Raw genomic sequence first — 22,432 nt, 5'->3', positions numbered from 1 at the left:
AGCCCCCAGGAACGGGACGGGAAGGGGCGGAGGGGGCGAAAGAACATCACCCCACCACCCGCAGCAACAACACCGCCCGAGCCGGCACAGTAACCCCCGCCCCCGCCCGATGCACCACCCCGGGAGCCTCCGCCTGCGACTCCCGCGAGGTGTCCACGACCACCTCGTACCGCGAGGCCCAGGGAGGCCCGGGCAGTACGAAACTCACCGGCCGGTCCCCGGCATGCAGCACGGCGAGAAAGCTGTCGTCCACGACAGGCACCCCCCGCGCGTCCCGCCCGGGAATGTCCCGCCCGGACAGATACATGCCCAGCGTCGCGGCCGGCGCGTACCAGTCCCGCTCGGTCATCTCCGTCCCCCGCGCGGTGAACCACGCCAGGTCCCGCAGCCCGTCCACGGAATGCGCCCGTCCGGAGAAGAACGCCCGCCGCCGCAGCACAGGATGCTCGTGCCGCAGTGCGATCAGCCGCGAGGTCAGCTCGAACAGGGCCCGCCACCCGGGGTCGTCGAGATACGACCAGTCGACCCAGCTGATCTCGTTGTCCTGGCAGTACGCGTTGTTGCTCCCCCGCTGGGTCCGCCCGAACTCGTCCCCGGCGACCAGCATCGGCACCCCGGTCGACAGCAGCAGACTCGTCAGCAGGTTCCTCAACTGCCGCCGCCGCAGGGCCCGTACGCGCTCGTCGTCCGTCTCTCCCTCGGCCCCGCAGTTCCACGACCGGTTGTCGTCCGAGCCGTCCCGGTTCCCTTCCCCGTTCGCCTCGTTGTGCTTGCGCTCGTACGAGACGAGATCCCGGAGCGTGAACCCGTCGTGCGCGGTGACGAAGTTCACCGAGGCGTACGGACGCCGCCCGCCCCAGGCGTAAAGATCACTCGACCCCGAAAGCCGGTATCCCAGATCCCGCACATCCGGCAGCGCCCCCCGCCAGAAGTCCCGTACGGCGTTGCGGTAGCGGTCGTTCCACTCCGTCCACAGAGGTGGGAAGGCCCCCACCTGATAACCCCCGGACCCCACGTCCCAGGGCTCCGCGATCAGCTTCACCCGCCGCAGCACCGGGTCCTGCGCGATGACGGCCAGGAACGGCGACAGCATGTCGACGTCGTGCATCGACCGGGCCAGCGCGGCGGCCAGGTCGAAACGGAAGCCGTCCACCCCCATCTCCTGCACCCAGTACCGCAGCGAGTCCGTGATCAGCCGCAGCACATGCGGCTGCACCACGTGCAGCGTGTTCCCGCACCCCGTGTAGTCCGCGTACCGTCGGGCGTCGGACTGCAGCCGGTAGTACCCGCGGTTGTCGATACCGCGCAGGGACAGCATGGGCCCCAACTCGCCCGCCTCGGCGGTGTGGTTGTACACCACGTCGAGGATCACCTCGATACCGGCGGCGTGCAGCGCCCGTACCATCCGCTTGAACTCGCCGACCTGCTGACCGGTGGTCCCGGAGGCGGCGTATCCGGCGTGCGGCGCGAAGTACCCGATGGAGTTGTAGCCCCAGTAGTTCTTGAGGCCCTTGCGCAGCAGATGGTCCTCGTGCGCGAACTGGTGCACCGGAAGCAGCTCCACGGCCGTCACCCCCAGCCGCACCAGGTGGTCGATGGCGGCAGGGTGTGCCAATCCGGCGTACGTGCCCCGGAGTTCCTCCGGGATCCCGGGGTGCAGACGGGTGAATCCGCGCACATGCAGCTCGTAGATCACCGAGTCGGCCCACGGGGTCTTGGGGCGGTGGTCGTCCGACCAGTCCTCGTCGTCATGGACGACGACACCCTTGGGGACGTACGGCGCCGAGTCCCGGTCGTCGCGCACGGTGTCCGCGACCTGCTGCTGGGGCCAGTCGCGGACGTGCCCGTACACCTCGGGCGGCAGGCTGAAGTCGCCGTCCACGGCACGGGCGTACGGGTCCAGGAGCAGTTTCGCCGGGTTCCAGCGGGCGCCGGTCCACGGGTCCCAGCGGCCGTGCACCCGGAAGCCGTAGCGGCGGCCGGGGAGCACGCCGGGCACGAAGCCGTGCCAGATCTCGTGGGTCAGCTCGGTCAGCGGGACCCGGATCTCGGCGCCCTCCTCGTCGAAGAGGCACAGCTCGACGGCCTCCGCGCCACCCGCCCACAGGGCGAAGTTGGTGCCCGTGACGCCGTCGGGGCCGACGCGGAAGCGCGCGCCCAGCGGGGTCGGGGCACCGGGCCACACGTGCACGGCGGGCGCCGCACGCGACGCGCCGTTCATCAGAGGGGCGGGCTGCGCGGGCAGCACGTCGCCCGCCGTACGCCCCTCCTGTACTGCCTCCTGCTCGGGTGCGCTCGACACCGGTCAGCCTCCTGCGGCTCGATGGAACGACGCGAAAAGGGCCGTTGGCGTCCCGGCCACCGCTCTCCGTCGAGTCGTTCTCCCCACTGTTCTGCCCAGCGCTTGGCTCGCACTCACGTTTCCCCAGAGAGGCACAGTCGTTGGGCCCCTCGTGAAGCACGTACAGACACGCGCGCGGCGCGCAGGGGCCGCGCTGGCCGCCGTACTGACCTGGGCCGGCCTGCTGGCCGGAGCCTCCGGCTGCACCTCGAACGGGATGGACGAGGTGCTGGGCAAACCGCCGTCGCCCGAGGACGTCATCCGCGTCTCGCCCGACGACCACAGCAAGGCCGTGGGCCCGGAGAAGTCGATCCGGGTACGGGTGTCCAGCGGGCGCCTGGAGTCCGTGCAGGTGGTCAAGGAGCAGGACGCGCAGGAGTCCCCGGTGCCGGGGAGCATCTCCGAGGACGGGCTGCGCTGGCGGCCCGACGACGAGCGGCTCGCCCTCGCCGCCCGGTACACCGTCGACGTGGTGGCCCTCGACGGGTACGGGCGGCGCTCGGCGCGGCACACGACGTTCACGACGTTCGTCCCCGACGAGCGGTTCATCGGATACGTCACCCCGGAGGACCGCTCCACCGTCGGCACCGGGATGATCGTCTCCCTCGAGTTCAACCGGGAGATCGAGAACCGGGCCGCCGTCGAGCGCGCGGTCCGGGTGGTCGCGGAGCCGGCGGTCGAGGTCCGCCCGCACTGGTTCGGCAAGGACCGCCTCGACTTCCGGCCCCAGAAGTACTGGAAGCCGGGGACGAAGGTCACGGTCACGCTGGGGCTGCGGGACGTCGAGGCGGCCCCGGGCGTGTACGGGCTGCAGTACAAGACCTTCTCGTTCACCGTCGGCCGCAGTCAGGTCAGTCTCGTGGACGCCGCCGACCACACCATGGAGGTACGCCGCGACGGCGAGCTCCTGGCCACCGTGCCGATCACCGCGGGCGCCCCCAAGAGCACGACGTACAACGGGAAGATGGTGGTCACCGAGATGCTCGAGGTGACCCGGATGAACGGCGCCACGGTCGGTTTCAAGAAGGCCAACGGCAAGGGCGAGTACGACATCCCGGACGTCCCCCACGCGATGCGCCTCACCAGCTCCGGGACCTTCCTGCATGGCAACTATTGGGCGGAGGGCGTCTTCGGCAGCACCAATGTCAGCCACGGCTGCGTGGGCCTCAGGGACGTGAAGGGCGGCAGCTCGGACACCCCGGCGGGCTGGTTCTTCGACCGCAGCCTCATCGGTGACGTCGTCGAGGTCGTCAACAGCAAAGACAAAAAGGTCGCTCCCGACAACGGGCTCGGCGGGTGGAACATGACCTGGAAGCAGTGGAAAGCGGGCGGCGCGGTGAAGTAGGGCGACAAAGGGGTACGCGCACGACGGCCCCCGGCTCGCCCACGCACGGCTGAAGTTGGGACTGAACAGTGACAATCCCGGGGAGCCATCGCTTCAGGCCGTGTGATTAATTAGCGCGATGTGCGCGTGGGACGCGTTGGGGTGCGGGCCTGGACCAGGCCGTGCGAGGGGAGAACGAACTTGAACGGGCGACCGATATCGGGGCCGTCGGTTGGCGCGCGGACACGCGGAAGCAAGGGGATCCTGGCGCTGCTGCTGGGGGTGCTGTTGCTTGTCGTGACCGCGTGTGGCGGGGGAGGGGACTCGGATTCCGGGTCCGGGGACGGTAAGGGCAAGAGCACGGGGAGCTCGGAGACGGCGGACACCAAGGTCTCGGAGGCCGTCGTGTCCATCGTCCCGAAGGACGGTGCGGGCGGCGTGGCCACCAGCGGCGCCCTCAAGGTGACGGCGGCCAAGGGCAAGCTGACCGAGGTGACTGTCGAAGACACCAAGGGCAACGATGTCGAGGGCGAGATAACGGGCGGGGGCGCCACCTGGACGCCCTCGACGCACCTCGCCTCATCCACCAAGTACAAGGTCCACGCGGTGGCCAAGGACTCCGGCGGTCGTGAGGCCGCCGAGGAGTCCGCGTTCACCACGCTGACCCCGAAGAACACCTTCGTCGGCATCTTCACGCCGGAGGACGGTTCCAAGGTCGGCGTCGGAATGCCGTTCTCCGTCAACTTCACCCGGGGCATCACGCACCCCGAGGACGTCGAGAAGGCGATCACCATCAAGACCGAGCCCGCGGTGGACGTGGAAGGCCACTGGTTCGGCAACGACCGCCTCGACTTCCGTCCCGAGGAGTACTGGAAGCCCGGTACGAAGGTGACGGTGGAGCTCAACCTCGACGGTGTCGAGGGACGACCCGGTGTCTACGGCGACCAGGCCAAGACCGTGTCCTTCACGATCGGCCGCAGCCAGATCTCCACCGTCGACGTCAAGACCAAGACGATGACGGTCAAGCGCGACGGCAAGACCATCAAGACCATCCCGGTGACCACCGGCAAGCCCGGCTACGACACCTGGAACGGCCAGATGGTCATCACCGACCGCCTCGAAGTGACCCGCATGAACGGCGAGACGGTCGGCTACGCCGGCGAGTACGACATCAAGGACGTACCGCACGCCCAGCGCCTGACCACCTCCGGCACCTTCATCCACGGCAACTACTGGGGCGGCAGCGCCTTCGGCAACTACAACGCCAGTCACGGCTGCATCGGTCTGAAGGACGTCCGCGGCGGCTACGACGGCAAGGTGGCCGCGGCCTGGTTCTTCAACCAGTCCATGACCGGTGACGTGGTGGTCGTGAAGAACTCCAACGACCGGATCGTCGACCCGGACAACGGCCTCAACGGCTGGAACATGTCCTGGGAGAAGTGGAAGGCGTAGGTTCCTTCCGATGGTTCCTTCGGACCGGTAGTTCCGATGGTTCCTTCGGACCGGTAGTTCCGATGGTTCCTTCGGACCGGTAGTTCCTTTGGATCCTTCCGACGTACGGGCCCGGTGTGCTGTGACTCAGCACACCGGGCCCATTGTCGTTAACCGCCGCTAACCTGCTGCCATGACTGTGCATCTCGAAGTGGCCGATGGCGTCGGCACCATCCGTCTCGACCGTCCGCCCATGAACGCGCTGGACGTCGCCACACAGGACCGGCTCAAGGAGCTCGCCGAGGAGGCCACGGGCCGCGACGACGTGCGCGCGGTGGTGCTGTACGGCGGGGAGAAGGTGTTCGCGGCGGGCGCGGACATCAAGGAGATGCAGGCCATGGACCACGCGGCGATGGTCGTACGGTCCCGGGCCCTGCAGGACTCCTTCACCGCCGTCGCCCGTATCCCCAAGCCGGTCGTCGCGGCGGTCACCGGCTATGCGCTGGGCGGGGGCTGCGAGTTGGCGCTGTGCGCGGACTACCGCATCGCCGGCGAGAACGCGAAGCTCGGGCAGCCCGAGATCCTGCTCGGTGTGATCCCCGGCGCGGGCGGCACCCAGCGGCTGTCCCGGCTGATCGGCCCCTCGCGAGCCAAGGACCTCATCTTCACCGGGCGCATGGTGAAGGCCGACGAGGCGCTGTCGCTCGGCCTTGTGGACCGGGTCGTACCCGCCGAGGAGGTGTACGCCCAGGCGCACGCGTGGGCCGCGAAGCTGGCGCAGGGACCCGCGATCGCGCTGCGTGCCGCGAAGGAGTCGATCGACGCGGGTCTCGAGACCGACATCGAGACCGGGCTCGCGATCGAACGGAACTGGTTCGCCGGGCTGTTCGCGACGGAGGACCGGGAGCGGGGGATGCGGAGCTTCGTGGAGGAGGGGCCGGGGAAGGCGAAGTTCCGCTGACTCCCGCGGCTCGGGTGCACTGAGTCCGACACCTCGGGTTCACTGAATCCCGCACCTGAGTTCGTTGAATCTCACACCACAAGTTCCGCTGATCCACTTGCAGTTGACGCGATGTCTTACCCGGCGTCCCCCGAAGGGCTGGTTTATGCGAGCCTTAAGGCAACCTTAAGGCTGCCTTGTCGGGGGAGGTCGGGGATTGCCCTGCGGTGGGCGGTTCTGCCAGGTCAGACGGGCTGTGGTGAGCGCCGAACTGCCTGTGGCATATGCCGATCGGATGCTGCGGAACAGGGGGTTCCGGGGGGCGTATTCCTTCGGAACAGCCCCGAAGGGCGCTTTGGGCGGCCATGATGGGGTCATGGCGGGGCTGGAGGGTATCGAACCGCCGCGGCGGCACGGGGGTGCGACCGCGGCGCGCTGGACGCCTGCGGTCGAGGACGAACAGGCGCTCAAGGCGCTGGAGTTGTTCGGCAATCCGACCGAGGCGGAGGTGCCCTTACCTTCCCGCCCGGAGTCCGCGGCCACCGCGCGGCGGCTCACCCAGGTCGTGGTCCTGCGGCACTGGGGCCTCTCACCGAAGATGACGGAAGACGCCGTGTTACTGGTCTCCGAACTCGTCGGCAACGCCGTACGGCACACCGGCGCCCGCGTCTTCGGGCTCCGGATGCGCCGCCGCCGGGGGTGGATCCGCATCGAGGTCCGCGACCCCTCGCGCGGCCTTCCCTGTCTGATGCCGGTCCAGGAAATGGACCTGAGCGGCCGCGGCCTCTTCCTCGTCGACAAACTCTCCGACCGCTGGGGCGTCGACCTCCTCCCCCGCGGCAAGACCACCTGGTTCGAAATGCGCGTCGCCGACCGCTGATCCCCGCCCTGCCCCGCTCACGCAGAAACCCCGGCCGCTCAACGGCCGGGGCTTCCGGGGGCGCCGCGGAACTATTTGGGGTGTGAACCACGGCACCGGCGACAACCAACGCCCGGGTCAATGGGTGGAGGTCGCACCGCTGACTATCTCAGACGCCGTTGAGTGATCCAAAAGGCGGTGGGGGCTGGTTACGGCACGGGGTGTTGCCGCTTGCGGGGCGGTGACGTGGAGTTTCTGGGCATCCCCAGGCATCCTCGCCCCCGCGACCCGCCCCCCAATAGGTGCAATCGCCCTTTTTGTGGGCAACTCCCCTTAAATGGTGCGGGTGACCACGCCCGATCACCCCCCTCAGCCGCCCCCCGAAGGAATCGCCGCGCGTGCCGCGCCCCATCGGCGGGCGGTGTTGCGTTCGGGGGGCGCGTTCGCGGCCGGGGCCTTCGTCGCCGGGTGTTCCGCGAGCGGGGCCGTCGCGCACCCGGTCGCCCGCGCTCGCAGCAGCGGCGCACCCCCTGCCGCCCCCGCCGCACCCGCGCCGCGCCGGTTCCCGGACCAGCCCGTGGAGATCGCCCACGGACCCCGCACCCGGCCCCAAGTCGCCCTCACCTTCCACGGCCAGGGCGATCCCGCCATCACCAGGGCGGTCCTCGGCGAGGCGGAGAAGGGTGGGGCCCACATCACCGTGCTCGCCGTGGGGAGCTGGCTCGACGAGCACCCCGATCTGGCGCGCCGCATCCTCGACGGGGGCCACGACCTCGGCAACCACACCCTCCGCCACCTCGACATCAACGCGATGTCGGAGACGGAGGCGGACGCCGAGATCCGGGGCTGCGCGGAGCGGCTGCGCAGGCTGACCGGGTCCATCGGCAGCTGGTTCAGACCCTCGCGTACCGCCCGAGCCTCCCCGCTCGTCGAACGCCTCGCCCGCGGCGCGGGCTACCCGCACGTCCTCTCCTACGACGTCGACTCGCTCGACTTCACCTCGCCGGGCGCCCCCGCCGTCACTCGCAAGATCACCGGCGAGATCCGCAACGGATCCGTGGTGAGCCTGCACTTCGGGTACGCGGACACCGTCGCCGCGCTGCCCGCCGTCCTGGAAGAACTGAACCGTCGCGGTCTGCGCGCGGTCACCACCACGGAGCTGCTGAGCTGATGCACCCGAACCTCACGAAGCGCGCCCTGGTCGCGGGCGCGGTCCTCGCCGCCCTGGCCGCCTGCGGCACCGAGCCCAAGGACCACGCGAACGAAGCGCTCGGCACCAAGGGCGTGCAGCAGCCGGCCCAGCCCACGAAGCCGCCGGCCGCCAGGGGCCTGCCCGGCATGCCCCCCGTGCTCGACCCGACGGACGTCTACGCGGCCGACCGTGCGGGCAAACTCTCCCCGGTGGTCAAGGACTTCCCGTCCCGCGTCTACGTCCCCAACACCGAGTCCGACACCGTCTCGGTCATCGACCCCAAGACGTACAAGGTCGTCGAGACCCTCCATGTCGGCCGCCAGCCCCAACACGTCGTCCCCTCCTGGGACATGAAGACGCTCTGGGTCAACAACAACCGCGGCCACACGCTCACCCCCATCGACCCGAAGACGGGGAAGGTGGGCAAGGAGGTCGAGGTGCACGACCCGTACAACCTCTACTTCACGCCCAACGGCAAGTACTCCATCGTCATGGCCTCCCTCGACCGCGAGCTGGTCTTCCGCGACGCCCACACCATGAAGCGCGTCAAGACCGAACCGGTCAGCTGCTACGGCGTCAACCACGCCGACTTCTCGGCCGACGGCCGCTACTTCATCGTCTCCTGCGAGTTCAGCGGCGAACTGCTCAAGGTCGACACCGAGAAGATGAAGGTGATCGGTCAGCAGAAGCTCCCGTTCGACGGCGCGATGCCGCAGGACGTGAAGATCTCGCCGGACGGCAAGAAGTTCTACATCGCCGACATGATGGCCGACGGCATCTGGGTCCTGGACGGCGACAAGTTCACCGAGCCCAAGCTCCTGCGCACCGGCAAGGGCTGCCACGGCCTGTACGTCAGCCGCGACTCGCGCGAGATGTACATCTCCAACCGCGGCGAGGGCTCCATCTCCATCTTCGACTTCACCCTGAACAAGCTGACCAAGAAGTGGCGCCTGCCCGACGGCGGCAGCCCCGACATGGGCGGCGTCTCGGCCGACGGCAAGGTCCTGTGGCTGTCCGGGCGTTACGACGCCGAGGTGTACGCCATCGACACCCGCACCGGCATCCAGCTCGCCCGCATCAAGGTCGGCAGCGGCCCGCACGGCCTCGCCGTGTACCCGCAGCCGGGCCGCTACTCGCTCGGCCACACCGGCATCTTCCGCTGACCACAGACCAGTTGGGACACGCCTCGTACGAGTGACGGTCCCCGGCCCGCCGCCGCAGAACCGAGATGGTGATCACCATGATCACAACTCGCCTGCGGCGGCGGGCCGCTGCCGTCGTCCTGTCCCTGGCCGCCGTCTTCGCGACCTCCGCCGCCACCGTCCCCGCGTCCACCCCGGCCAAGGCCGCCGCCCCCGCCTGCCCCCAGTTCGCCGATCCGGTCGAGGCCGCCGCCGACCACCGCGTGGACGTCGACCGCATCACCCCGCAGCCGGTCTGGCGAAAGACCTGCGACACGCTCTACCGCAGTGACGGCCGAGGCCCCGCGGCAGTCTTCGAGCAGGGCTTCTACCCGAAGGACGTCCTCACCGGCCAGTACGACATCGAGAGTTACGTCCTCGTCAACCAGCCCTCCCCGTACGTCTCCACGAGCTACGACCACGACCTCTACAAGACGTGGTGGAAGAGCGGCTACAACTACTACATCGACGCGCCCGGCGGCGTCGACGTCAACAAGACCATCGGCGACACCCACAAGTGGGCCGACCAGGTCGAGGTCGCCTTCCCCGGCGGCATCGCGCGCCAGTACATCATCGGTGTCTGCCCGGTCGACAAGAAGACCAAGACCGAGATCATGAGCGACTGCGAGAGCAACCCGTACTACGAGCCCTGGCACTGACGCCTATCGGGCGATGAGCAGCGCCTCCGAGCCCACGATCCGGTAGCCGGCCGCCTGGAACGTCCGCATGCTGCGGGCGTTCCCCGGCGCGACCTGGGCCCACAGCGGCTCCGTGACGAGATGCCGGGCGGCGGTCACCAGCAGCCGCCCCAGCCCCCGGTGCCGTACCTCCTCGTCCACCTCGACGGAGACCTCGAGGCGGCCGGCGATGCCGCGCCCCATCACCAGCACGCCGCCTTCCGCGGTCCACGCGCGCACGTCGTCGCGCCGCCTGCGGGCGTACACGATCCGCGGATGTCCGCCGTCCGTGATCTCCTTCAGCGGGAGCGGCGGCTCGCCGGGCAGCGGTGAGCCCACCAGCATCGCGTCGATCGTCTCGGACGTACGCCCCGTCCGCTCCAGCAAGGCCGTCAGGAACCGCGCGTTCATCGGCGCCGCGAGGGCGTCGCACTCCACGGCGGCCAGCGTGTCGTACACCCACTGCGGATCCTCGTCCGTGAAGACCACCGCGTGCGCGGTGAAGGCGAGCACACCCGCGTCCCGGTGGGACGCCTGCGCCACGACGGTCGTACGGCCGTCCGCAGGCGGGAGGACACCGCGCCCCGCAGCTTCGAGAATGTCCCGAAGAGTCTCCACCACCGTGCTCCCGCGCTCCTTGAGTCTCCACCCACTGGAAGGCCCACACTCGCAGACATGATCGACGACGGCACCGAACTTTTCACCATCGGAGAGCTGGCCAGGGCCACCGGACTGACCGTGCGCACCATCCGGTACTGGTCGGACGAGGGCGTCCTCACCCCGGTGACCCGCTCCGCCGGCGGCTACCGCCTCTACGACGCCGAGTCCGTCGCCCGCCTGGAACTGATCCACACCCTGCGCGAGCTGGGCCTCGGCCTGGACGACGTACGCAAGGTGCTGGCGGGCGAGACGACGGTCGCGGAGGTCGCGGCGGCGCACGTGGCGGCGCTGGACGCGCAGATCCTCCCCCAGTGCCTTAAGGGCCTGGGAGGTGCCCCCAGCTGAAGGTGACCCGTGCGGTGCTGTCGACCGTGGCGCGACGCGGTTCGACCGCAGAGGAGATGACACTCATGAACAAGCTGGCGCGGCTGTCGGCAGCCGAGCGGAAGCGGATCATGGAGGAGTTCGTGGACGAGCTGTTCCACGGGCTCGACTATGTGGACCCGGGCATCGAGGAGCGGATGCGTTCCATCTCGGTGGGCCTGCCGGACGATCCGACCCCCGAGCAGGTGGACGCCTGGGTGGAGCTGGCCGAGATGGTCCAGGACCCGGAGTTCCGGGCGCAGATGCGGAACGTCTTCGACTTCAACTCGGCGGACTACAACCGCGGTGCCGCCGCCGGGCGGGCCACGTGGTTCCCCATGCGCCTGCTCCAGCTGGGGGCGGACGCCCGCAAGCGGGGAATCGCCCCCGAGTCGCCGGAGGCGGAGGCGATCGTGCGGGAGGTACTGGGGGGCGGCGACCTGACCGTCGTACTCGAACGCATGGAGTCGGCGTCCAACGACCGGCTCGCCCGGTACCGGGAGTTGCTGTCCACGCTGAAGGGCGGGAGCCCTGCCGGCGCGCACCGTGAGGAGTTCGCCTGGGTGGTCGCCGCACTGCGTGCTCGGGTGGCCGGTTAATCTGACCTCCGTATACATGGCAGGAATGCACTACGAAGGGGCGGATCCGGTGGCGGACATCGAGGAAGCACGCAAGGCGTTCGAGCGGATCGACACGGACGGGGACGGGTTCATCACGCCCGCCGAGTTCAAGACCGCCCTCGCCCAGGGCGGGGACTGGAACGTCACCGAGTCGGTCGCGGAGGCCCTGATCGCCAACCGCGACCTCAACGGTGACAAGCTCCTGGCGTTCGACGAGTTCTGGGCCCACCTCAGCAAGTGAGCCGAGCGGAGAGGGGCGCCCACCGGTGATCCGGTGGGCGCCCCTCGGTCATGGGGTGTGCGTGGTGCCCTGGGAGGTCCCCTTGCGGTACTGCCCCGGCGCCACCCCGTACTCCCTCTTGAAGGCCTTGGCGAAGGCGAACTCCGAGGTGTAGCCGGTGCGTTGGGCTATCAGGCGGAGCGGCATGTCGTCGGCTCGAAGGAGGCGGCCCGCGGTGGTCATGCGCCACCAGGTGAGGTAGGTGAGCGGGGGCTCGCCCACCAGGGTGGCGAAGCGGCGTGCGAAGGCGGCGCGGGAGAGGCCGCCGCGGGTGCCGAGCTCCTCGACCGTCCAGGGGTGGGACGGGTCGCCGTGAATGGCACGCAGGGCCCCCGCGACACCGGGGTCGGCGAGGGCCGCGGACCAGCCCGTCGGATGACCCTGCCCATGGCGCTCGCGCTGCCACCAGGCGCGCAGGATGTACAGCAGCAGCGTGTCGAGGAGCGACGTCACGATGGTGTCGGAGCCCGGCTGCGGCTCCTCCAGCTCCACGCCGAGAAGCTCGACCGCCGCCCGCAGCGAGCGGTGCGCGCCGACCCGGGCAGGGAGGTGGACCACCTCGGGCAGCTCCGTGAGCAGGGGGTGGGCGCGGGCCCGGTCCAACCAGTACGCGCCGCACAGCAGCACCGTGGGCGTTGCCTTCGACGACCCCTGTACGGGCGGGAGTTCGGGCCAGGTGGTGCCCGGATCCAGTCGTACCTCCTCCAGAGGTACGTCGACGGCGCTGGCCAGCGCGTGCCCGCGGCCGTGGGCGAGGAACACCACGTCACCCGGGCCCAGCGCCACCGGGTCGCCGTCCGAGGGGATCAGCCACGCCGACCCCTGGAGCACCACGTGGAAACCCGCCCCGGCCGAGGCCTCGAAACGTATGCCCCAGGGCGCGTACTTGTCCTGGCGCGCGGAGTGCGGGCGCCCGGTGCGCATCGCCGCGATGGCGTCGCTGAGTACGTCCATGCCCGTACGGTAGCGCGGTCTTCCGGGCGAGACGTTCGGACATGAAAGGGAGACCGGCAGGCATGGATCGTCGACCGGCCGCCTCATAGCGTCGCCCGTATGACATCAACCACCGCACGTACGGTGCTCTTTCACGAACTCGGCGGCCCGGACGTCCTGAAGACCGAGGACGTCGAGATTCCCGCGCCGGGCCCCGGTCAAGTCCGCGTGCACGTCGAGGCGTTGGGCCTCAATCGTGCCGAGGCCCTTTTCCGTGCAGGGACCTACTACTACCAGCCGACCCTTCCCGCCTCCCGCAACGGCTACGAGGCGGCGGGCACGGTCGAGTCGGTCGGCGAAGGGGTGACCGCCTTCGCCCCCGGCGACCTCGTGATGGCGGCGGGCAACTTCGAACTGAGCGCTCACGGGGTCTACGGCGAACTGGTGCTGCTGGACGAGAGTTCCGTCGTACCCCGGCCCGCCGGCGTCGACGCGGTCACCGCGGCGGCCTCCTGGGTCACGTACTCGACCTCGTACGGCGCCCTGGTCCGGACTGCCGGCATGGCGCCCGGCGACCAGGTGCTGATCACGGGCGCGTCCAGCGGAGTCGGCACCGCGGCCCTCCAGGTGGCCCGCCGCTCCGGCGCGGTCCCGATCGCCACCACCCGCACCGAGGCCAAGCGGCAGCGCCTCCTCGACCTGGGCGCGGAGCACGTCATCGTCACCGAGCAGGAGGACGTGGTGAAGGAGGCCAAGCGGCTGACCGGCGGGCGGGGCGTCGACATCGTCTTCGACGCGATCGGCGGCCCCGGCTTCCGCGCGCTGGGCGACGCCGCCGTACCGGGCGGCACGCTGGTCCTCTACGGCTTTCTCGACCGGCGCCCCGCCGAGCTGTCCTGGAACTGGCCCCTGACCGTCCACGGCTACGCCAACCCGGACGTCACCAGGAGCGCCGAGGGCCGCCACCGCGCCTCGCACTACCTCAACTCGGGCCTGACCGACGGCACCCTGCGTCCGGTCGTCGCCGAGGTCTTCGACGGCCTCGACCGCATCGGGGACGCCCACCGCCTGATGGAGAGGAACACGCACACCGGCAAGATCGTGGTGAGGCCCTGACGCGAGCCACCCGTCCGCCGTACGCGAGCGGAATAGCGGTTCCGGATCCGGGGTTGATGATCCACATCAGGAGCATCAACCCCAGAGGGGTCTGTCTCATGAAGATCGGCATCATCGGCGCGGGCAACATCGGCGGCAACCTCACCCGGCGCCTCACCGCCCTCGGCCACGACGTCTCCGTGGCGAACTCGCGCGGCCCGGAGACCCTCGCCGCCCTGGTCGAGGAGACCGGGGCGACACCCGCCAAGGTCGAGGACGCAGCGCGCGGCGCGGAGGTCGTCGTGGTCACGGTCCCCCTGAAGGCGGTGCCGAACCTGCCCTCCGGGCTGCTCGACGAGGCGGCGGACGGGGCCGTCGTCATCGACACAGGCAACTACTACCCCCAGCAGCGCGACGGCAGGATCGCCGCCATCGAGGACGACGGCCTCACCGAGAGCCGCTGGACCGCCCAGCAGATCGGCCACACCGTCATCAAGGCCTTCAACGGCACCTACGCCCAGGACATCCTGGACCGCCCCCGACCGGAGGGCGCCCCCGACGCGTCGCCCTCCCGGTCGCCGGCGACGACGAGGCCGCCAAGCGCGTCGTCCGCGCCCTCATCGACGAACTCGGCTTCGACACCGTGGACGCCGGCGGCCTCGACGACTCCTGGCGCCAGCAGCCCGGCACCCCCGTGTACGGCCTCGCGGAGGGCACCGCCGCGGTGACGAAGGCACTCGCCGAGGCGCCTCGGGAGCGCCCGGCAGACCACCGCGCCTGATTCCTGACTCCGCCTGAGCGCCCGCCGGACATGCGGCTCGTTCGCCGCGGGCCGGTGGCGGCTGGTCACGCCCACGCGGCGGAGCCGCATATGTCACAGCCCCGCGCCCCTGGCCCGAGCCCGGTTCAGTGGCGGAACCCGGGGCGCGGGACGCCCGCGCGTGCCAAAGTGGCGGCGTGGGACAAAAGTTGGGAATCACCGAGCCTGCGCCGGACATCGCGGTTTTCACCGCGCTCCCTGTCGAGAGGCAGGCGCTGCTGGACGCGCTGGGGCCCTCTGTCCGGTACCGCTGGCAGGGACAGGACCTGAACGTCTGCGACGTCGACGGGACCCGCGTTCTGGTTCTTCCGCCGTCGGGCATGGGAAACGTCGGCATCGCCGCGCTCGCGACGCGGGCCATCGGTGTGTGGAATCCCGCCCAGCTCCTGCTGGTGGGCATCGCCGGAGGTGTCCGCGGGGCCGGTGACGACCTTCGTCTGGGTGACGTGCTGGTCCCGGATCAGGTCGTCGGCTACGAACTCTCGAAGCTGACCGTCGAGGGGCCGAAGCCGCGGTACGAGACCTACCGGCCCGACTACGGGCTCCTGTCGATGGCCGGATCGGTGGAGCCCGCGGAATGGCTCCTTTCCGGGACCGCGCCTGCCGGCGTCGACCCGCTGCCGACGACGAGCAGGGGGCCCAAGGCTCACTTCGGTCCGGTCCTCAGCGGCGAGAAGGTCATCGCGGACGACCACACCGTCGACGGGCTGCGGACGGCGTGGCCCAAGGCCCTGGGGGTCGAGATGGAGAGCCTCGGCGTCGCCCTCGCCGCCTACCGTGGCGGGCCGGGGTTCCTCATGGTGAAGGCGGTCTGCGACTTCGCCGACAGCGAGAAGAACGACGACTGGCACGACTACGCCGCTGCTGCCGCCGCCCGCTTCTCGGTCGCCGTGCTGCGCCGCTACGCGGGGGAGCACGGCGCGACAGCGGGTGCGGAACGTCCACAAGCCGTTCCCCTGGACGCGCCGGACAGCTTTCCCGGTGCGGTGAAGGTGCAGTTCTGCCGAGGGCTCGTGGACGACTGGGAGGAACTCGCCGACTACTTCGGGATCCCGCTCCACACGAAGCGCCGCTTCCAGACCGGCAACGAGCCGCGTGGAGTCTGGGAATGGCTGGAGGTACGGCACAAGCTGCCCCTTCTGCCGCAGGCCCTCCAGGAGGTCCACCCCGACCTCCCGAAATTCTTCGGTCCGGGAGCGCACACATGAGCCGCGTTGGCCGACGCCCCGTCCTTGGCAGGTGAACCAGGTGCCGGAGAATGACGGCGACCTCGGGTGGGCCAAGGTCCAGTTCTGCCGTCGGTTGGGGGAGGACTGGCATGACCTCGCCGATCTGCTGGGCATCCCCTCGTACACCCAGGACGGTTTTCCCCAGGGCGAGAAGGCGAGGCGGATCTGGGCGTGGCTGGAGGACACGGGCCGGCTCGGCGAACTGCCGGAGAAACTGACACGCATCGGGCGCGCGGACCTCGCCGGCCTTCTGCACGGCCACGCCCAGCTACTCACGAACACCCCCTCGCCCAGCCCGTACACGAACGTTCCAGGACTGCCCTCCCACTATGTGGAGCGCACCGATGTGATCACCGCGCTGGAGGCCTCGCTACTCGCCTCCACGCCTGCGTCCGGTGCCCGCATCGTCACCCTCACCGGCATGGCGGGGGTGGGGAAGTCGGTGACCGCACGTGCCGTCGCCAGGACACCGGGCGTCGTCGGCCACTTCATCGACGGGGTGGTCTGGCTCGACCTGGGGAAGAAGCCCGACATCCAGACCCGCCAGAACGAGCTCATCGAGGCGCTCGGCGGCAAGGTCGGCGTCTCGGCGGACCAGCAGCAGGCCAACGCCCGCATCAACTACCTGTTGCGCGACAAGTCCCTGCTCCTGGTGCTCGACGACGTATGGACACCGGAGGACCTCAGGGCGTTCGAGATCCATCACCCCACCGTCACCGTCCTGGTGACCACCCGCGACCGCGAACTGCTGCAGACGGATGTCGAGGAACAGACGCTGGACGTCCTGGAGGAGTCGGCGGCGCTCGCCCTCTTCTCGCGGCATCTGGGCGTCGAGGTGCAGGAGTTGACGGCGGACGAGCTCGGCATCGTGCGCGAGTGTGCGGGACTGCCGCTGGCCCTGGCTGTGGCCGGCGGCTTCATCAGGGGGCGGAACCGGTGGCGGGCCCCGAGCCTCCTGGAGCGGCTGCGGGACGGCGAGCTGGAGTTCGGCGCACGGTTGCGTGACTATCCGTATCCCAGCCTGCTCAAGGCGCTGGACGCCAGCACCAAGGAACTGAGCCCCGACGAACTCGACTGCTACCTGAGCCTCGCGGTGTTCAAGCACGCCGGCACCGTGCCCTGCGCGGCGCTGTCACAGTTCTGGAGCACGAGGAACCTCAGCGAGTACGAGGTTCAGGACATGCTCGTGCTTCTGGACCGCAGATCGCTGCTGACGCTGGACGCGGACAGCGAACGTGTGACCGTGCACGCCCTCCTGTACGACTACATCGCCCTGAGCATCGAGCCGGCCGACCTGCGCGACAGGCACCGCGCCCTGGCGGACAGCTACCTCGGCCTCTGGGGCGGGCTCGACAACAACCTCTCCGGGCTGCGGCCCGCACCGGATCTGGACCAGGGGCAGCGCTACGGCATCGCTCACCTCGTATTCCATCTGAAGGAGGGGGGCCGCGCCGACGAGATGCACCGTCTGCTCGCGCTCGATGCCGCGCGCGGTGCGGCCGATGACGGCGGCGCCAACGTCTGGTACACGGTGCGCAGCACGATGCACCAGGACAAGGGCTACCTCAAGGACGTCCGGGAGGCCTGGGACGCCGCCGCCGAGAGCCGTGCGACGCGTCAGGACGCCGCACAGGGGGAGTCGGCGGCGCTCTGCCTGCAGTACGCGCTCATCACCGCTTCGCTGAGCAGCATCGCCGCCAAATTCTCGCCGTGGCTGCTGTTCCGGCTCGCGAGCACCGGTGCCTGGCCCGTCGACCGGTCCATGCACCAGGCCCTGAGAATCCCCGACGCGACGAGCAGGGCCGAGGCCCTCACCCTCCTGCTGCCGCACCTGGCCGAGGCGGACGTCGACAGCGTGATCACCGAGGTGCTCACCGGGCTTCCGAACATCAACAAGGCCCGGTGGGCCCCGCTGCTCGGCACGCTCGCCGACCGGCTGACTCCCGAACACATCCGGACGGTGCTGGACGCGCTTCCGAAGATCAGACCGTCCGCCAACATCTTCGCCGATGTGGTGCAGGCACTTCTCCCGGCGCTCACCGAGCCGTTGGCGCGGCAAGCCCTCCAGTCCGGCACCTCCGTCCCGTTCGGACCCTACCGAGCCAGGGCACGAGCCGCCCTCGCGCAGTTTCTGCCCGCCGGCGAACGCCGGGCCGTCCTGCTCGACGCCCTGTGCGACACCGCGTACGGAGGGCTTCCGGCAGCGCCGCTCAGAAATGAGGTCAGGGCCAAGATCACCGAAGCACTCCCCGGGAACATGGACGACGAGGAGATCCTCGACGTCCTGCGCCGCCGGTCCCCCGACGTGCGGCCCACCCTGCGGATCGCCCTGGCCTGTGCCGTGCTGCCCCTGCTCGGAGAGGCCAGTCACCGGGTCGTACGGGACGACGCACTTGCCCTGGCCACCGACCTGCACATGCCCTTCGAACGCTCCCTGAGCCTGTCGGCGCTCGCCGCCGCGACCGGGGGAGCCGACCGGGACACTCTGGTCGGGACCGCCCGCCAAGCGGCCCTCGACGTGCCCAAACCGGAGTTCAAGGCCTACGCGTTGGCCGCCGCCGCGATCACCGGCCGCGACTCCGCGGCTTTCCGTGAGGCCCTGGAGGCATCGATCGCGTCCGCGCGGCGGGCGGGAGACGTGCAGCCCCGAGCGTTCCGTCTCCTGTGCCCGCACCTTCCGGACGAACTGCTCGACCGGGCGGTCGACGCGGCGTGGTTGGTGAGATACCAGGCGGGAACGGCTGTCTGGGCACTTCTGCACAGGCTCGGGGAGGAGCAGCTCCGTCGGTTCCTGCGTCACGCCCGCAGAGTTCCCTGGGTGACTCCCTCGATTCCGTACCTCTTGCCGCTGGTCTACCCCTTCCTCCCCGCGGCCCTGATGCCCGAGGCGCTGTCGGTCGTCGAGTCCAGCGAGTCCTCGGCGGACCGGTGCAAGATGCTCCAGAGGATCGCCCCGCACATGGACGCGGCAACCGCGCAGGCGGCGCTGGAGCTGGTGCGCGAGGCGGAGGACCGGTCCCAGCGCTACCGCGCCGTCGCCGCGCTGGCCGCCCGAGTTCCTCCCGCCGACCGGCACCGGCTGATGGAGGAGACCGTCGCCGACATCCTGGCCGCCGGCACGGAGAAGGAGCTGACGGCGCGGATCGACGCCGTCAGCGAACACCTGGACAAGGACCAGCTGTTGGCGGTCACCGCCCTGAGCGGAACACTCGCCGACGTACACCTGGCCCTGTCCTCGCTCACCACCCTCATGCCGTTCGGGATCGCCGGACGGCGTGCGTCCCTCCTCGCGTCGGCGACCGAACTGGTACCTCGAATCAGCAGTCCTGCCCTGCGTATCCGATGCCTCGTGGACCTCTCCTTCGTGCTGCCGCCCACGCAGCGTGACCCTCTGCTGTCCGATGCCCTGACGGCTCTCGAGCAGGTCCGGTCGTCCGGCGAGCGGCTCGCGCTCGTTCTCACCATCGTGTCCGCGACCTCACCCACCACCAGACCGCGGGCGCTGAGTTCCGCGCTGACCGCGCTCGCCTCGGTGGGGGAGCCGCGACTGCGCGCCGAGGCCGCGGCCGCGCTGCTCGCACTCATCCGGCGCACGCCGGGTCCGGAACCGACGGAGACGATCGCGGCCCTGGAGACACACGCCGAGGTGAACGCGACCGCGGCCCCGGACCCGGAGCGCTCCGCCGCGGCGCTGCTCAAGATCACGGGTTCGCCCAAGCGGAAGCTGGCGTTCGCCATGGCGGCGACCGACGAGGAACGCAGGGCCGGGGCGCTGGCCGACGTCGCCGCCGCGCTGTCCCCGGCGCTCGTTCCGGAAGCGGCGGCAGGAGCCCGCCATCTCGAGGACCGCGCGCTGCGGGCGCAGACGCTGCACGCGATGGCCGACAGCGTGCGGGGGCCGCAGCGCAACGCGCTGCTGGCCGAGGCGTACGAGAACCGTCTGTCGCTCCAGGACCGCAGCTCGCACATCCGCGTCGCGGCGAACTTCCTGCCGCTCGCACCCGCCCGTGTACAACTGCCGACCAGCTACTCCCTGCTGCAGAGCGCCGAGGCCCTCGAGGACGCCCTGGGAAAGTGCCGGGCCGTCACCGCCCTCGCGAACGTGGTGCCGCCGCCGTTGACCGGATTCGTCCTGCACACGGCCCGTCGGATCGCCGTCACCTCCATGCGGGTGCACGCGGTCGCCGCGGTCTGCCCGCGGCTGCCGTCCCGGGTGGCGAGCCGCGCCGCCGTCGAGACGGTGACCGCCGCCGCGGAGCGGGAGGACCCCCTGACAGCGGCTCAGGCGCTGGCGAAGCTGTCCTTCGTCCTGGAGGAGGCCGAACGCGGCCGTATCGGCCGCCGGATTCTCGACGCCGCCCTGGGACTCGAGAGCGACAGGCTCAAGGTGGCGTCCTGCGCCCAACTGGCTGAGGTGGATTCGCCGTCCTTGGCGGAATCGCTGGTCAAGGAGGCCAAGAAGTTCGATCATGCGAGCAGGGCCCTGGTTCTGGCCCGGCTCAGAGGCCAAGTCGGCCCCGTGGAACGGGCGTTCGCCCTGGCGCACGTCAAAGACATCGCCAACCCGAGGGAACGGGCGCTCGCGGTCAGACGCCTGATTCCCGACACGCAGGACGTTGACCACGTCCTGGAGATCATCGAAGGGCTCAGCGAACAGCATCACCTTCAGGGTGTACTGCTGGCTGAACTGGCGCCGGGCCGTGCCCCCGCGGTACAGGCCAGGATCATGGATGCGGCGATGCGGATCGTCCGGCCCGGGCCGAGAGTGACCACGGTCATGGCGGTGGCGCCGCTCCTGCACGACGAGGCCGAACTGCTGGAGTTGCAGGGCCGTCTCCTGGTCACCTGCAAGGGGATCAAGAAGCGCGCGGAACGTACCCTCTCACTTGCGGCGCTGGCCGCCCACGCACGACCCGAGGGTCGGGCCGAGCTGCTCGCCGAGGTGCTGGTCGAGTGTCTGACGCTCGACAACGCGCGCAATCGGGCCGACCACGTCGTGCAGGCCGGCCGGACGCTGGCGGACCTGCCGGACGAGGACAGAACCGTGCTGCTGGACAGCGCCCTGCGGAGGGCAACCGACAAGGGCCGCTCGGCAATTGTGTCCTGCCTGCCTCTGCTGGTCCCCTTGATGCTGTCCGAAGGCGGGGACGCCACCGTGCCGCGCAGCGCACGGGCGGTGGCTGACGCCTTCCGGTGGTGGGCGTAGCCCCGCGGCGGCTCCGGTCGGAACCGGCCACCTCGTCGCGTGGGTCGGTCAGGCGCCCTCGGCCCACGAACGCAACGCGGCCTTGGTGGCGAAGTCCCCCACGTTCTTGTCCAGGGGCTCGTCCGTGTACTGGTGGAAGCGCCACTTGGCCTTGATGCGGGGCTTGCCCGCCGTGACGTAGTCGGCGATCCACAGGCCGTCCCCTGCGTACGAGGTGGTGTCGACGTTGAGCCAGTAGTTCCGGTTCGTGTAGAGCACGACCCGGTGGTCCGGCCGGAGTTCCTTCACCTTGCGGATGAAGCGGTCCTTCTCCGCGTTGCTCGCATGGGTGCCGTCGCCGGTCGTCTCCCAGTCGACGGCGAGCAAGTCGCCTGCTTTCTCAGGGGCCTTGCCGACGAAGTACTCGGCCTGGGCCGTGATGTTGCCGGGCCACAGGAAGTGGTAGAAGCCGACGACGCATCCGCTGTCGCGGGCCGTCTTCACCTGGGCGGTGAGCTTGGGATTGATGTACGAACGGCCCTCCGTCGCCTTGATGAAGACGAAGGAGACGCCGTCCGTGTCGTAGGCGGACGACTGGTAGGCGCTGACGTCGATGCCTCGCAGCATGAGGGGGGCCTCCGGGCTGTGGGGGAGTGGAGGGGCTGATCTTCAGCCTTCCCCATGGGCGGGCCCTCATCCCTGCTCGCGCCGGTTTGCGGAAGGGCCGGTTCCGCGACGGAACCCCGAGTCGGGTTCGGGCTCCCCGCACGGGACGCATGTGGCCGAAGAACTCCCGTGCAACGACCATGCGCCATAGGGTTGTAGGCAGAAGATGGAGGTCGTACGTGGTGGAGCGGAAGCCCGACGGACGGTTCGCATGCGAACTGGTCATCAACGGGGATGTGCGAGCGGATGCGCCCGCCGCTCTGGGCCGGAAACTGTTCGAGGAGGGGGCGGCCTCGGAGGTTGTCCCGGTCTACGTCGCACAGCCCGCTCCCGGACGGCGCGCGGGCGATCTCGTCGAGGTGGCCACCCTCGTGGTGACCTCGGCCGGAACCCTGGTCGCGGTCATCGACACGATCCGGGGCTGGCTGACCGGGCAGCGCAACTCCCCCTCAGGGAGCGCCACTTCAGGAAGCGCATCCTCGGGGAACGGCACGGGCGCGGCGGGCGGAACCGGTGGCGTCACCTCGATCACGGTGATCATGGGGGACGACCGGGTGGAGATCATCCAGCCTTCCACCGCCGCCGAGGAGCGGCTCGTCGAGGCCTTCGTGCGGCGGCACAGCCCGTCATGAGCGA

General features: G+C 70.0%; 16 protein-coding genes and 2 pseudogenes. 14 read left to right on the top strand and 4 right to left on the bottom strand.

Going from position 1 to position 22,432, the window contains the following annotated elements; genetic code table 11:
* Nucleotides 1–46: 46 nt before the first annotated feature.
* Nucleotides 47–2,302, bottom strand: a complete 2,256-nt coding sequence (glgX, locus tag OG266_RS13155) for a glycogen debranching protein GlgX (RefSeq protein ID WP_371545725.1) — start codon at nucleotides 2,300–2,302, stop codon at nucleotides 47–49.
* A 151-nt stretch (nucleotides 2,303–2,453) separates the two neighbouring features.
* Here glgX and OG266_RS13150 point away from each other — a divergent pair, with 151 nt between their 5' ends.
* The 7 genes from OG266_RS13150 (at nucleotide 2,454) to OG266_RS13120 (ending at nucleotide 9,927) form a co-directional block, all read left to right on the top strand.
* Entirely contained in the window at nucleotides 2,454–3,686 is a 1,233-nt protein-coding gene (locus tag OG266_RS13150) for an Ig-like domain-containing protein (protein WP_329545384.1), read from the top strand.
* A 180-nt stretch (nucleotides 3,687–3,866) separates the two neighbouring features.
* Complete coding sequence (locus OG266_RS13145; RefSeq protein WP_371545723.1) at nucleotides 3,867–5,117, top strand: Ig-like domain-containing protein; 1,251 nt, start codon at nucleotides 3,867–3,869, stop codon at nucleotides 5,115–5,117.
* A gap of 172 nt (nucleotides 5,118–5,289) precedes the next feature.
* Nucleotides 5,290–6,057: an enoyl-CoA hydratase-related protein gene (locus OG266_RS13140; RefSeq protein WP_326720557.1), complete on the top strand. Its 768-nt coding sequence runs from the start codon at nucleotides 5,290–5,292 to the stop codon at nucleotides 6,055–6,057.
* A 355-nt stretch (nucleotides 6,058–6,412) separates the two neighbouring features.
* Nucleotides 6,413–6,916, top strand: coding sequence for an ATP-binding protein (locus tag OG266_RS13135; protein ID WP_266474855.1), 504 nt, complete (start codon nucleotides 6,413–6,415; stop codon nucleotides 6,914–6,916).
* Between the two features lie 316 nt (nucleotides 6,917–7,232).
* Nucleotides 7,233–8,066, top strand: a complete 834-nt coding sequence (locus tag OG266_RS13130) for a polysaccharide deacetylase family protein (RefSeq protein WP_371545722.1) — start codon at nucleotides 7,233–7,235, stop codon at nucleotides 8,064–8,066.
* A complete protein-coding gene (locus OG266_RS13125) occupies nucleotides 8,066–9,250 on the top strand; it encodes a YncE family protein (RefSeq protein WP_266474852.1) in 1,185 nt (394 codons plus the stop codon). The genes OG266_RS13130 and OG266_RS13125 overlap by 1 nt, the downstream gene beginning before the upstream one ends.
* A 77-nt stretch (nucleotides 9,251–9,327) precedes the next feature.
* Entirely contained in the window at nucleotides 9,328–9,927 is a 600-nt protein-coding gene (locus OG266_RS13120; protein WP_266474851.1) for an ADP-ribosyltransferase, read from the top strand.
* 3 nt (nucleotides 9,928–9,930) lie between these two features.
* On the opposite strand, the gene OG266_RS13115 is transcribed toward OG266_RS13120, so the two are convergent.
* Nucleotides 9,931–10,563, bottom strand: a complete 633-nt coding sequence (locus OG266_RS13115) for a GNAT family N-acetyltransferase (RefSeq protein WP_266475078.1) — start codon at nucleotides 10,561–10,563, stop codon at nucleotides 9,931–9,933.
* Nucleotides 10,564–10,620: 57 nt separating this feature from the next.
* Here OG266_RS13115 and OG266_RS13110 point away from each other — a divergent pair.
* Both OG266_RS13110 and OG266_RS13105 read left to right on the top strand, forming a co-directional pair.
* A pseudogene (locus OG266_RS13110) lies at nucleotides 10,621–11,567 on the top strand (MerR family transcriptional regulator).
* 49 nt (nucleotides 11,568–11,616) lie between these two features.
* Complete coding sequence (locus OG266_RS13105; protein WP_371552769.1) at nucleotides 11,617–11,829, top strand: EF-hand domain-containing protein; 213 nt, start codon at nucleotides 11,617–11,619, stop codon at nucleotides 11,827–11,829.
* A 48-nt stretch (nucleotides 11,830–11,877) separates the two neighbouring features.
* Here the strand turns inward: OG266_RS13105 and OG266_RS13100 are convergent, their stop codons facing one another.
* The gene (locus OG266_RS13100; RefSeq protein WP_371545720.1) at nucleotides 11,878–12,822 is read right to left on the bottom strand and encodes an AraC family transcriptional regulator; all 945 of its coding nucleotides are present in this window, start codon (nucleotides 12,820–12,822) and stop codon (nucleotides 11,878–11,880) included.
* 99 nt (nucleotides 12,823–12,921) lie between these two features.
* Here OG266_RS13100 and OG266_RS13095 point away from each other — a divergent pair, with 99 nt between their 5' ends.
* From OG266_RS13095 to OG266_RS13080, 4 genes and pseudogenes are all read left to right on the top strand, one after another.
* On the top strand, nucleotides 12,922–13,917 hold the full coding sequence (locus OG266_RS13095) for a zinc-dependent alcohol dehydrogenase family protein (RefSeq protein WP_371545719.1): 996 nt from the start codon (nucleotides 12,922–12,924) through the stop codon (nucleotides 13,915–13,917).
* A 98-nt stretch (nucleotides 13,918–14,015) separates the two neighbouring features.
* Nucleotides 14,016–14,677, top strand: a pseudogene (locus OG266_RS13090) (NADPH-dependent F420 reductase).
* Between the two features lie 176 nt (nucleotides 14,678–14,853).
* Nucleotides 14,854–15,924 carry a hypothetical protein gene (locus OG266_RS13085; protein WP_371545718.1) on the top strand — a complete coding sequence of 357 codons (1,071 nt, stop codon included), beginning with the start codon at nucleotides 14,854–14,856 and terminating at the stop codon, nucleotides 15,922–15,924.
* Nucleotides 15,925–15,964: 40 nt separating this feature from the next.
* A complete protein-coding gene (locus OG266_RS13080; protein ID WP_371545716.1) occupies nucleotides 15,965–21,151 on the top strand; it encodes an NB-ARC domain-containing protein in 5,187 nt (1,728 codons plus the stop codon).
* Between the two features lie 48 nt (nucleotides 21,152–21,199).
* On the opposite strand, the gene OG266_RS13075 is transcribed toward OG266_RS13080, so the two are convergent.
* On the bottom strand, nucleotides 21,200–21,757 hold the full coding sequence (locus OG266_RS13075; protein ID WP_266474846.1) for a glycoside hydrolase family 25 protein: 558 nt from the start codon (nucleotides 21,755–21,757) through the stop codon (nucleotides 21,200–21,202).
* 218 nt (nucleotides 21,758–21,975) lie between these two features.
* On the opposite strand from OG266_RS13075, the gene OG266_RS13070 reads away from it, so the two are divergent.
* Entirely contained in the window at nucleotides 21,976–22,428 is a 453-nt protein-coding gene (locus OG266_RS13070) for a hypothetical protein (RefSeq protein ID WP_329545369.1), read from the top strand.
* The last annotated feature ends 4 nt before the right edge of the window (nucleotides 22,429–22,432 follow it).

The organism is Streptomyces sp. NBC_00554, from assembly GCF_041431135.1.
Taxonomy (GTDB): domain Bacteria; phylum Actinomycetota; class Actinomycetes; order Streptomycetales; family Streptomycetaceae; genus Streptomyces.
Note: the sequence above shows the minus strand (reverse complement) of the source record. Positions and strands in the feature narration are given on the sequence as shown.

Coding starts and splice junctions, on each gene's coding strand:
- OG266_RS13120 (WP_266474851.1), top strand. CDS start 9,328: ATGATCACAACTCGCCTGCGGCGGCGGGCCGCTGCCGTCGTCCTGTCC.
- OG266_RS13135 (WP_266474855.1), top strand. CDS start 6,413: ATGGCGGGGCTGGAGGGTATCGAACCGCCGCGGCGGCACGGGGGTGCG.
- OG266_RS13095 (WP_371545719.1), top strand. CDS start 12,922: ATGACATCAACCACCGCACGTACGGTGCTCTTTCACGAACTCGGCGGC.
- OG266_RS13140 (WP_326720557.1), top strand. CDS start 5,290: ATGACTGTGCATCTCGAAGTGGCCGATGGCGTCGGCACCATCCGTCTC.
- OG266_RS13075 (WP_266474846.1), bottom strand. CDS start 21,757: ATGCTGCGAGGCATCGACGTCAGCGCCTACCAGTCGTCCGCCTACGAC.
- OG266_RS13100 (WP_371545720.1), bottom strand. CDS start 12,822: ATGGACGTACTCAGCGACGCCATCGCGGCGATGCGCACCGGGCGCCCG.
- OG266_RS13125 (WP_266474852.1), top strand. CDS start 8,066: ATGCACCCGAACCTCACGAAGCGCGCCCTGGTCGCGGGCGCGGTCCTC.
- OG266_RS13130 (WP_371545722.1), top strand. CDS start 7,233: ATGGTGCGGGTGACCACGCCCGATCACCCCCCTCAGCCGCCCCCCGAA.